Annotated in this window: 8 protein-coding genes; 2 read left to right on the forward strand and 6 right to left on the reverse strand. The window is 47.6% G+C overall.

Annotated features, from left to right (window positions below):
- Nucleotides 1-68 precede the first annotated feature (68 nt).
- A complete protein-coding gene (locus DFR27_RS03560; protein WP_121876067.1) occupies nucleotides 69-659 on the reverse strand; it encodes a transglycosylase SLT domain-containing protein in 591 nt (196 codons plus the stop codon).
- Nucleotides 660-775: 116 nt separating this feature from the next.
- Here DFR27_RS03560 and DFR27_RS03565 point away from each other — a divergent pair, with 116 nt between their 5' ends.
- On the forward strand, nucleotides 776-1,123 hold the full coding sequence (locus DFR27_RS03565; protein WP_170150766.1) for an energy transducer TonB: 348 nt from the start codon (nucleotides 776-778) through the stop codon (nucleotides 1,121-1,123).
- Between the two features lie 39 nt (nucleotides 1,124-1,162).
- On the opposite strand, the gene DFR27_RS03570 is transcribed toward DFR27_RS03565, so the two are convergent.
- The 5 genes from DFR27_RS03570 to DFR27_RS03590 form a co-directional block, all read right to left on the reverse strand.
- On the reverse strand, nucleotides 1,163-1,822 hold the full coding sequence (locus DFR27_RS03570; RefSeq protein WP_121876069.1) for a nitroreductase: 660 nt from the start codon (nucleotides 1,820-1,822) through the stop codon (nucleotides 1,163-1,165).
- 191 nt (nucleotides 1,823-2,013) lie between these two features.
- Nucleotides 2,014-4,215 carry a response regulator gene (locus DFR27_RS03575; RefSeq protein ID WP_121876070.1) on the reverse strand — a complete coding sequence of 734 codons (2,202 nt, stop codon included), beginning with the start codon at nucleotides 4,213-4,215 and terminating at the stop codon, nucleotides 2,014-2,016.
- Nucleotides 4,205-5,521 (reverse strand): HlyD family type I secretion periplasmic adaptor subunit, encoded by a 1,317-nt coding sequence (locus DFR27_RS03580; protein WP_121876071.1) that lies wholly within the window; start codon nucleotides 5,519-5,521, stop codon nucleotides 4,205-4,207. The genes DFR27_RS03575 and DFR27_RS03580 overlap by 11 nt, the downstream gene beginning before the upstream one ends.
- A 21-nt stretch (nucleotides 5,522-5,542) precedes the next feature.
- On the reverse strand, nucleotides 5,543-7,705 hold the full coding sequence (locus tag DFR27_RS03585) for an ABC transporter transmembrane domain-containing protein (protein WP_121876072.1): 2,163 nt from the start codon (nucleotides 7,703-7,705) through the stop codon (nucleotides 5,543-5,545).
- Nucleotides 7,705-9,285 carry an ABC transporter transmembrane domain-containing protein gene (locus DFR27_RS03590; protein WP_147434511.1) on the reverse strand — a complete coding sequence of 527 codons (1,581 nt, stop codon included), beginning with the start codon at nucleotides 9,283-9,285 and terminating at the stop codon, nucleotides 7,705-7,707. Before DFR27_RS03590 ends, DFR27_RS03585 begins: the two co-directional genes overlap by 1 nt.
- 290 nt (nucleotides 9,286-9,575) lie before the next feature.
- On the opposite strand from DFR27_RS03590, the gene DFR27_RS03595 reads away from it, so the two are divergent.
- A partial coding sequence (locus tag DFR27_RS03595; protein WP_211327547.1) for a tandem-95 repeat protein occupies nucleotides 9,576-12,088 on the forward strand: 2,513 nt, incomplete at its 3' end.

The following is a 12,088-nucleotide window of genomic DNA, read 5'->3' on the forward strand; positions in this document are numbered from 1 at the left end:
CGTTGGCCTCGTTGGCCTCGTTGGCTTCGTGGAAAACTGCGCCTAAGTTTAGAACCAGCTATCGAGGTTTAGAACCAGCTATCGAGATCATCCTTGCAAGCACGATATTGGGCGCTATAGGTCTTCGCTCTATCATCAACGCGTCTAGCGGTGTTCAGTAGCCATGTCTTACTCTGATGTGAACCACGGCTAAACCCCCCACGACCTTCGTGATAGGCAAGATACTGGTTATAGGCATCCCACTTCGATACACCCGTAATTCGTTGCGTCTTGTTAACATACCAAGCAATGAAATCTATGGCATCATCGAAGTCGTCTCTATCTGCTCCCCAGTTACCGGTCTCGCGGATATACTCATCCCAAGTTTCGTCCTTGGCTTGCGGGTAACCATAGGCGGTACTGGGTCGGCCATAGGGGATGAATAAAAAGTAACGCATTGCTGGTTGCGCATCGTGACGAAACGAGCTCTCTTGATAGATAATGGACATCGGTACTTGAATAGGTGTACCCCAGCGTTCTTGAGCGTCAAGCGCAGCTTCGTACCAATCTGAGCGCTGCTCGAAAATACTACACATATTGTCTAGGTTGTTGGGGCGAGTAGTGGCACAGCCCGTTATAAACGCGCACAGAGACACCCCAATTAACAACTTACGTAGCATGAACACACCTTTTTATTATTTTGCTGAATCAGTAATTATGATACATGACCATGACAGAAAGGGAATGGCTGTGGTACAACTGCTTAAACATTTACACCAACTGTTTAGGAACCTATGTGATTAGATTCGTACTCATTCTGTCCGTGGCTATTTTTAGCGGACTTAGCGCCCAACAACCAGCGGCTTTGGAGCGGGAGCAGCCAACACCAATCGTTCGTATTCTGCCTCAGTATCCGGTCACAGGGCTTGGCAGAGAGGGCGAGGTTGAGCTTGAGTTTGTTATCAATGAAGTTGGCCGTGCGGTTGATATTAAGGTAGTGAGCGCGGTACCTGAAGGGGTCTTTGAACAGGCGGCGATGGATGCGCTAAGTCTGTGGCTATACCGGCCTATTGAATTAGCCGGCAAGCCTATTGCTGTATCGGGTGTGCGCGAGCGATTTCGCTTTCTGCCGCCGTCAGCGTAGCCGTTCCTGTTGAGTTTGAGCATCCTCTAAAAGGTATCCTTATTCTCTAAATATTACCGAACTGGTAATGTCCTCGCGACCAACACGGGTATGGTTCGCAGCAACGGAAGTGTCTTCATAGCCAAAAGATAGGCCCATCAGAATGTTGATGTCGTCATCAAGTTCGAAGAAATCCCTGACAATCTGCGGGTACTGACGCAATGCGCCCTGAGCGCAACTAGCCAGCCCCTCTGCAGTCAGTGCTAGCATTAATGTTTGGGCGTACATTCCCACATCGAGCGCAACGCTGGCACCAAATTTCGCATTCATCCCTATGAACAATACGTGTGGCGCGTCAAAGAACTCAAAATTTCTTAGTGTTGCGGCATCACGAGCGAGCTTGTCTCCTCTTGCAATCCCCATCTCATTATAGAGCGCGATTGCGCAATCAATTTGTCGTTGGCGATAGGGTTCAGGAAACGGTCGTGGGCTTGGATAGTCAGGTTTGGGCGGAGTGCTGGTGGCAGCCTCGATGTAGGCTGCTTTTAGTGCAGCTAAGCTTTCGCCAGAGGCTACGAATACGTGCCAAGGTTGGATATTACAGTTACTAGGCGCTAAATTGGCGAGCTTTAGTACGCGCGTTAACGTGTCGTGGGGGATAGTTTTTGGTAAAAATCCTCGCACGCTACGGCGGCTTTCTACTACTTGCTGGAAATTCATTGGTGGCCTCAAAATTAGCGAACGTTCGATAGTCTACCATAGAAGTCTTGAGCTTAAATTCCCAGCTATTCGATCTCTGATAAGGACGAATTGTGAGCTTCTAGTTTCGAGGCCACATGGTGAGGTAGGCGAGTAGCATAACCCTTGAAATGGGCGAATTGTCTCGTTCTAGATTCAAGAGTTCTACCTACTTAGACCACTTTACGCGCTGCCGAGTAGGTCTTAAGAACACGTAGTATTTCATCTTGAGAATAGGGTTTGTTAATAACGTAATCCATCCCAGCTTCAATACAGTCATTCATTTCGGAGACGCTTGTTAAGCCGGTAGCCCCAATAATTGTAATGGGCTGCTTGATGTTGTTTTCTGCTTCATAGGCACGAATCATACGGGTAGCTTCGAATCCGTTTAGATCAGGCATGATGCAGTCCATAAAAACTACCTTGGTAGGATGGCTAATAATATATTCCACCGCCTCACGCGAATTTTCGTGGTGCTCAGCGGGCCAACCTCCCGCTTCCAGAATTTCAGAGAGAATGAAGCCATGCGTCATATCATCATCTACGCAGATAATTTTGGCTGCTTCAGCATCGCCGTCTTCATTACTATCTGGAAGAACGGAAACTAAGGCACTTACGAAGGACACGGGACTGGTGGGACGAAGGACGACCTGATCAACAAAATCCGTTGTTTCAACTTCGAATTTCTTCGAAGATAAGCTTAAAATTAATTTTGGCTTTAACTTCGCACTCTTCATCCGAGAGCTTAACGTCCTTAAAAAAGACTTTAACTCGATACCTTCAATTGTATCGGTAACTATGACACCTGCTGCCTCGGGGTATTTAGGGACGGTTTGAAATGCCGATGCCGGTGTTGGGAGATAGACAACTTCGCCGCCGGCCTGGCGGATAGTTTGATCAATGATATCGTTTTGCAAGCTGGAGGAGCCACACAGTAAGTAGGTGTTGTCGGCAAGCGGCATAGCTTCTGTTTGCGACGAGGCTGATCGTATAGTAAGCGACAGTGTATAACGAACATCGCCATTGGGATCTTTGGCAATCATATAAGTAGCGGGGACATTTCCGCTGAAAATTAAGTCTGCATAACAATATCCAACCTCTTTATCTTCCCCCCATTCACGTTCGTCTAACTCCTTAATAACACCACTCAAGGAGTCAACGAAATAGAATTTAACACTGAGAATTTGGCGAACAGAGCCCACTTCACGCTGAGAATCAATCAAAATGACTACCTGCTTATTACGATATACATCGATAACCTTTGATAGCTCTAGGTAGATAGTCCAGAGTAACTTGATAGGCGATACTTGGAGAGTATCCGAGACGTATCGACTGACGAAACATTCGAGTTGTTGATAGTTTCGTTCGGATTTCGCTCTAACAAGTGAGAGAACGCGATCAATGACATCTTGAACATTACTTTCAATGTCTGAAGTCGCATCGCCGAAAATACCCAAGAAGTTGTTCGCGAGGTCATCTAGCACAACCGTTGATTGCATCATTTCGTTGGCAAGCACCAATGATTTCCCTTCGATTTCGCCCGTAAGCAGGCGAAGACCGCCGGTAATAGTATTGGTAAGACTTCGGAATTCATAATTAATTGATTTATTGATGTTTCGAAACAGCTCAATTCCTTGTGTAGATTCCGTTAGCGAGCCATGCATGGCGATGTATCGCATAATAATTGCTTGGACCGCAGGATCAAGATCATCTGACTCGACCAAAGACTGAAGACTTTCAACCTGTCCTAGTGACTGGTTGAGCTCCTGAATTTGACTCCAGCGTTCATGATCATCCAGCTTTGCTTCCTGAGTAATTCTACGCTGATAAAATATTGATAGAAGCGTTGCTATGATTGCTGCGAGCGCAAGTAATATTAGCCCTAATGCCAAGGTGTCAACGAGTGATTCGGCGCGACTAAGTAACCGTTGGTCAAGCGCGGCATGAATTTCTCGCATTTCAGCTATCTTGGATATCAAGACTCGCCAACGATCGATATTTGGATTTGCGCGAAACGCTTGGAGAGCAATCACAACTTGTTCTAGTTGCTCCTCATGACGTTTGGTAAACCAGTTATCTTCGTTGCCTGCCCAAGCTTGAATTTGCTCAATACTGGCGCGGAACTCGTTAGCCAAGTAAGCACTTAAGTCATCCTGACATTGCTCGTTGAAGGCTGAGCAGTTATCTGACCTGATTGAAAGGAGTCGGTTTTCAATGCCTGCGAATTCGCCCTCTATAAAACCGAAGTATCTGCGGTCATCAACATGCTGACCAATATTGATGAACGTGAAGACGGTGAAAGTTAGTAGTGTAAAAAGACTAACGACGAGTACAATTAGCGCTGTATTCCGACGCTTCTCAAGCTTACCTTTCATCAAATACTCCTTGAACCAAGTACTTAATGGGCTTGATAAAGTAATCGGCAACCGAGCGGCGGCCAGTAATTATTTCTGCCGTGACTTCCATTGCCGGCAGAACTTTATATTCCGCACCATCCTTGACCACAAAGTCTGTATCCAGGGAAACTCGGGCAGTGAAGTAGGTCTCTTGCTCAGTTTCGGTAGAGTACCGCGAGATACTCGTTACGCGACCATTTAGCCAGCCGTATTGAGCAAAGTCATAAGTGCTTACCTTAATACGGACTGCCTGGCCAATTTCAATATGTCCGATATCGTTTGGCGCCACCTCAATTTCAGCCAAAATCGTTTGGTCGAGCGGCGCAAGTTCCGCAAAGGATTCTCCTGGGGGGAGCACAGCACTCGAGAAATTGAACTTGATGTTATCCACAATCCCGTCGGCGGGACTGTAGATGGTTAGTCGGTCCACTTTGTCCTGGATAGGAGGCAAGGAGGCAAGATTGACGGCGAGTTTTTTCTGAGCGTCGACGAGTTCAGTCATATATTGGGCCAGTCGATCGGCCCGCTCGCGAGTTAACTGTTGTTGCGTAGAGCTAATGGTTAGCTGCTTCTCTAAAATCGCTTCGCGAAGGTTCTCAACTTCTCTCGCCATATTCATATCGTCGATTTGAGCTTGGATGAGTTCTATCAAGGAGCTAACCTGTCGTTTATAAAGCTCCTCTCTAATCTCAACCTTTTGTGTCATTAGACTTCTTTGCAGCTCGGAGCTAGCAAGGCGGTCTTGCATGGATACAAGCAGCGCTTGGTCTTTTTCAATCTGTAGCGTCAGGGAATTATCCTGCGATGAATTCTTTAAGTCCTCTGCCTCCCAAAAGCTCCTGTAGAGCTGAGCGATCTCTGCTGACTCAATACTGGAAAAGTCGGGTTCGGAGCCGTCAATGAGGGCCGTCAACTTCGCGATATCGCCGCGAAGTGCTTCGCTTTCTACGGTGAGCGAGAGCAGTGCACTTTCGCTTTCGATATTGTGAAGCCGAGCCAGCGGCTGACCGCGATGAACGCGCTCGCCTTCCTGAATTAGAATTTCACTGATGATTCCCCCCTCAAGGTGTTGAATCATTTCTACGTCTCTCGGCTCGATCACTTTGCCCGTAGCTGTAATAACCTGATCCATCTCAGCGGTCATTACCCAAATGAAGATGATGAGTCCCATCAGAAGCAGAGCAATTTGGGTACTTATTTTGGTTACACTCCCCCCTCGAGCTTCATCAATACCTGCTTCGATACGACTTTCAGTATCGATTAAAATTTGCTTTAGCGGTTCCATGAACAGAATGTTCCTGCATCATTACAATTTGGTGTTAAGTAGCGTTTCATAATTCTCCAGAACTTTATCAACGGAGCCGAAATATTTTTGTGAACCGTCGTCCGATAAAAGGAGAATAGACTTACAGCTCGAAATTAGCTCACGCTCATTACTAATAAACATAAATGTGGTGTTTTGGTAGTTGTCTTTTAGCCATCGGATTAGTCTCCGCTGGTAAATAATGTCGGTCCCCGAGAGAGCTTCGTCGAAAATTACTAAACCTCCGTCATGGCTGCCCAACGTGACGGCTATCGTCAAGATTTCTTGGATATCAGTGGGCAAGCTAATGGTAAATTCACTACTGAGCAAAGTGTCCACCCCTTGAGGAAAGAATTCTTCGATTCGCATATGTTTGAGGAACCGTCTTAAGTAATTATCATCATAATAGCCCGCAAACATTTGAAAGTTTTCGCGCAGGGATAGTTCGAGAAAATCCATATGTTGGGGCTTGGATCTGATTAGTGTCCGGTAGGTGTAGGCATTAAACTGCTTGATGGACATATCATCGATACAGACCTTGCCTTGGTAATTTTCAATCAGTCTTAAGAAGACTGACATAATGGATGATTTGCCAGACCCTGAAGGGCCCGAAATAGCAAACCAATCATTTGATTTCACCTTGAAGTTGAGTTGTTTCAGAATGAATTCGCTACCTGGAACCTTGAATGTGAGATCCGACACATTGACGTTAGCGTTGATGAAGCAGACAGGTGTCGACTTGTTAAGGTCTACGCGCTCGTCGGTAATTTGCATGAGTGCGTCCACCTGTTCTGATGATTTGGCTACCTGCTTGAGACGATTAATTGAATTGTAAATGCCAACGAACGGCGATAAGCACTTCCAGACTAGAAGAACAATGGCCAGCATCGCGCCGAAGTCAATATCGCCGTTCATCACTAAAGAGCTCGCAAAAATGATGCAGCTAGCGCCGATAACTTGGGTAAGTACGCCACCTATGGTCATAATCTTCATATTGAGAAGGCGGCTAGCTGCGCCCTCAACTTCGCTCTTCTCTAGCGCCGTCACAAAGCGTAGCCGGACAATTCTTTCTAGCGGGAGACCTTGTATGGAATCAAGAGAAGATAGCAATTCGTGCCATTGCGCTTGAAGCTTAGCGGAAGCTTGTGAGCTCTGGGTCGCCGCCAATGAAGAGGTGATTCTGGAAATGATTGCAAACACAATCATACATATGACACCAGCCACCACGAGCAGTGCCGTTGATCCAGCAAGGATGAGGATGGCGATTAAAAATACAATAACGTAGGGCAGATCAAACCAAGACTGAGTTGATTCACTCACCAAGGTGCGGCGAATGTTGTCGATATCACGAATTCGAGCTAGCTGAGCGCTTTCAGAAGCTACGGAGGTTCTTGAGTATGGCAGCCAGAGAAGCTTAGTCACGACTTCATGAGAAATCCTATTGGCAATCTCACCACCCGACTGATCAAAGATCACTGATCGTCGCCGTTTGAAATAGTGTTCGCCTATAACAACAATGAGTGCCCCCATTACAATCCAGAAGAGGTTTTCTTTGGACGCAGCAGGCAGTGCATGCTGATAAACACTCATAATGAAAAAAGGGTTCAATGCTCCCAGCAAGTTAATGACAAAACTAATAAGTAAAATATCCTTGAACTTACTGACGTAGGGAGCAACTAGTGTGCGCATCCATCCTCTGGCACCACTGCCTTGGTTGGATGATTCACGAAAGAGTTGGCTGAATTTCGTGGGATAGATTAACTTGAAGTTTAACTGCCGCAAATCTAGCGTAACTTGAGTATCATTAATGTAGTCATAGCCGCTAGCAATGCCGTCAGTTATATCAATAACAATCAAAGAGTGACCCGAGGCAATCAGCAACCCGGGTCCTTGCCAAGTTAGATTACTTGCCGAAGCGTCGCGATAATCAACGGTTTCGGTTTCGTAGCCTAGCCCTTCTAAACAATGTTGATAAGTCTCAGCATCACTATCGCGACGCTCGAACGCGTCAGCTAAAGTACTTGGGTTACCCTCCCAACGCATCTTTATCAGTGTAAAGATTAACCCTCGGTAGACCGGATGGTGGTAGACGTTTTCAAACGAAACGTGATTAATGTAGGCATCAATCAGGTCGCTCTGGTCAAGGGAAGTGGTCAGAATGGCCATTAGGTATTCACCTTCACTGGAACCGTTTGGAACAGATCTCCTGAAAATGACTGCTTGGAGGCAATCAAAGTAAAAAAGTTACGTCGTTGGTTGGCAAGCACTCGCGCTATACCCTCTATTTCGGCTTGGCTGAAGACTTGATCGACTTCATCTAACAGGAGAATATCCTTCTCACAAAGAGTTGCGCGGATAATTAGCATGAGGTAGTGAGTCTTTTTGCTAAACGGTAAGCGTTGCGTCCGGGAGACTTCCGTGTAAAAGCCTTTGGGTAGATCATCGATGATTGGGCGGATACGAAAAGCTTCTGCTAAGTAGTAACAAAGGTTGTGAAGCTCGGGATTAAAGCAGGTCAGATTATCAATGAGCGTACCGTCGATAAAACTTCCTCCGCGAGTGACGCGAATGATGTGTTCTCGAGAAAAATCAAGGCTAAATTCGTCAATGTTAAGGCCATTCACCTTGCCGAATTCCGGGTGTACTAGTTCAACTTCTTGGGTAAGTAGCTTCTGTGTATAGGTCTTTCCTGAGCCGCTACCACCCGTTATGAAGCCCACCTTGCCGCGCTGGCACTCAACGCCGTGAAGCACCAGGGTATCAACTGCCTCTGAACTATATTTGGCTTCATCTCGAGGGCTGACTAGTGCGAAGATATCATTAATAGACTGAATAATTTTGAGGTTGAGGGACTTGCTTTGGTCGAAGTTAATAAATTGCTGAAGGAAGCTAAAGTATCGGTTAACGAGCATAACAATGGCGGCAAGAACCCCCTGTGATACTACACCGTCAATTACACGGCTTGCAGCAACGACAATTACTACGAAGAGACAGAACTGATTAATCAGACCGATATGTGAGTTGACCAATGTCGATAAGGCTTCATTGCGACTACCTTTTTCTTCACGGCTATCGATAATTGGAGAGAGATACCGCTCTGAACGGTATTCCATGCTCGAAGACTTTACCTTATAGGGCGCTGTGACAACATCGATGATGGCGGTGTTTGCCTTGCCTTCCGTAACAGATTTGTCTACCAGGGTAGTTGAGCGCACCGCTTTATAGCGGTGGGTCCAGAGATAAGAAACCATGGTGCCTACGCAAAGTAGTACCCCTGTAACCGGCTCAATCCCGGTGATGACCAGCAGTACTACTAACCCAGAAGTAATTGTGGCGGCAAGTTTAATATCTTCGGACATTAATGCTTCTTTCGCCTGCTCAATGGCGCGAATGTCTTCGAGATAAACCCCATATTTCTTTCGCTTAAATAGCTTTTTGTCCGCAGCAATGAATGCAACGTAGATTGCCGTGAGTAATTTTCTCCCAGCCTGAGAACCCTGCCTGTTGAGAAATTTAGCCTCAGCTATCTTAAGTACATAGTCGAGGCTAATGGCCACCATAATGATGAGGTAAATTGCAATAAGGGAGTCAGTTGAGTTATTTGGGATAATTTTTTCGAACAGTACCAGAATACTCAACGGCAGTACCAAGCTGAGCAATGTGGAGATAATCGCCACGACATAGATGTAGGTCTTGCCCATCCTCGTGAGTTGTGTATGGACCAATGCGTCATGCTTACTTTTCAATTCTGCTTACCTACTTTTTTCACGATGCTGATGCCGCGAGGCGCTAACGCTTTCTGTGAGCTTTTTGAGCACGAGAAGGACGCTCGACTAAGGTTGATTAAGTAACTACTGATATAACCAGTATTGCCTAATCCCTTGAAATTTCCATTCGAATTAGAAATTACCTAGTCCTCAACTACACTCAAAGTATAGGCGAGAGAACATAGGGTCTGTAAGCTCCAGAGCAATTACCTTGTGCTCCCAGTTTTGATTAGTTGTTCTTCGCCAAGCTTTCCTATTGGAGATTGATGATGTCTGACGAAAACACCCCGAATAATGACCCGCTAAATAATGCTGTAGAAAATACTAGTGATGAAGCAACGGGTGCTGAAGGTTCCACCAATGCGACGCATAAACAGTCGCAGAACCAGACGACAACTCATACTGTAGCCAGTGGAGATGGTACATTAGCGAGTGCGGGATCGAATGCCGATGGTTCTTCGGGCGCTGCGGGTAGCTCTACAGAGGATGAGGCCTCGACAGATTCCTCGGCCTCTAGCGTTGACGCTTCGGGGGCGGATACCAGTTCAGGAGATTCTTCAAGTTCGGTAGTAGAATCTTCAACGACTTCCGACAGTAGCGGTGCGGACAGTGAGTCGACGGCGTCTTCCCCGCAGTCTGTGGGCGGCTCATCGGAGGAGGATGAGGCAGCGTCTAGCAGCAGCTCTACCAGTGATTCGGAAGCCGCTTCAAGCACCGAAGGCGCTTCCGGCGACGCTTCGAGCGATTCTTCAGATAGCGGCCTAGACACGCAAACAACCGAAGAGACCGTGAGCGTTGAAGTGACCGATGAAATTGGTGAAAGCTTCGATAGCGATACGACGTCGGAGACCTTTAGCGTAGAGTTTACATCGGAGAATGACGGGCCAGAGACCGGTGCGCCAATCGAATTGTCCATGCAAGAGGATGGTAGTTTCATCTTCACGCAGGAGCAGCTTTTGGCTAACGCTTCGGATGTTGATGGAGACAGCCTGACTGCTACCAATCTCTCGGTAGGCGCGAACGCCGACGTGACTGATAATGGAGATGGAACCTTTACTGTTACGCCAAGCGCGGATTGGAATGGCGCCCTTGATTTAAACTTTGACATCTCAGATGGTACTGAAACTGTCTCTGCGACAGGCGTGTTAACCGTTAACGCTGTCAATGATGCGGCCGTGGTTGCTGATCAAAGCTTCGCCGTGGATGAAGACGGCAACATCACGATCACTGATGCGCAACTGCTCGCGGGCGCGACGGATGTCGACGACGACAGTTTAAGTGTGGCGGATGTGAGTTACACGGGCACCGATGGGGTGTTCACTGACAACGGTGACGGCACTTACAGCTTCGCACCGAATGAGAACTTCAATGGCGAGGTATCACTCAGCTTTGGAGTGAGTGATGGCACGGCCGTTACCACAGCCGATATTGACGTTAGTGTCACCGATGTGAATGACGCCCCGGTCGCGGGTTCAACGAGCTACAGTGTTGATGAAGACGGTACCTTAACCTTCAGTGATGCGCAGCTTCTGGCTAACTCAAGTGATGTGGACGGTACAGTAAGCGTTGATAGCGTGGGCTACATCGGCACCGACGGTATCCTTACCGACAACGGCGACGGTACTTACAGCTTCGCGCCAAACGAAAACTTTAACGGTGACGTTAGTCTTGCTGTTCAAGTTATCGACGATGACGGCGCCACGGATACCACTCCCGCTGACGTGAGTGTCATTGCCGTGAACGATACCCCCGTGGTGTCCGGTAACTTGGCCTACAGCGTGGACGAAGATGGTTCAATCACCTTCAGTCAGGAACAGCTATTAGCTAATTCAAGTGATGTAGATGGTGATGATCTCACCGCGGCGAATGTTAGTGCGGGCGACAACGCCACCGTTACCGACAACGGTGATGGCACCTTCACGGTAACGCCTGATGCGGATTTCAATGGTGATATTGATTTAAGCTTTGATGTGAGTGATGGCACCGCTACGGTAGCCAGTGGTGTTGATCTTACCGTTAACCCGGTTAATGATGTGGCGGTGGTGAGCGATGCCGCTTACACCATCAACGAAGATGGTACCTTAAGCTTCACCGACGCTCAGCTATTGAGCGGTGCTAGCGATATTGATGCTGGCGATACGCTTAGTGTGGATTCGGTTAGCTACGCCGGAACCGATGGTGTGTTCACTGACAACGGTGATGGCACCTACAGCTTCGCACCGAATGAAAACTTCAACGGCGAGGTATCACTCAGCTTTGGTGTGAGTGATGGCACGGCCGTTACCACAGCCGATATTGACGTTAGTGTCACCGATGTGAACGATGCCCCGGTCGCGGGTTCAACGAGCTACAGTGTTGACGAAGACGGTACCTTAACCTTCAGTGATGCGCAGCTTCTGGCTAACTCAAGTGATGTGGACGGTACAGTAAGCGTTGATAGCGTGGGCTACATCGGCACCGACGGTATCCTTACCGACAACGGCGACGGTACTTACAGCTTCGCGCCAAACGAAAACTTTAACGGTGACGTTAGTCTTGCTGTTCAAGTTATCGACGATGACGGCGCCACGGATACCACTACCGCTGACGTGAGTGTCATTGCCGTGAACGATACCCCCGTGGTGTCCGGTAACTTGGCCTACAGCGTGGACGAAGATGGTTCAATCACCTTCAGTCAGGAACAGCTATTAGCTAATTCAACTGATGTAGATGGTGATGATCTCACCGCGGCGAATGTTAGTGCGGGCGACAACGCCACCGTTACTGACAACGGTGATGGCAC

Origin of the sequence: Umboniibacter marinipuniceus (assembly GCF_003688415.1) — a bacterium.
Classification (GTDB): Bacteria; Pseudomonadota; Gammaproteobacteria; order Pseudomonadales; family DSM-25080; genus Umboniibacter; species Umboniibacter marinipuniceus.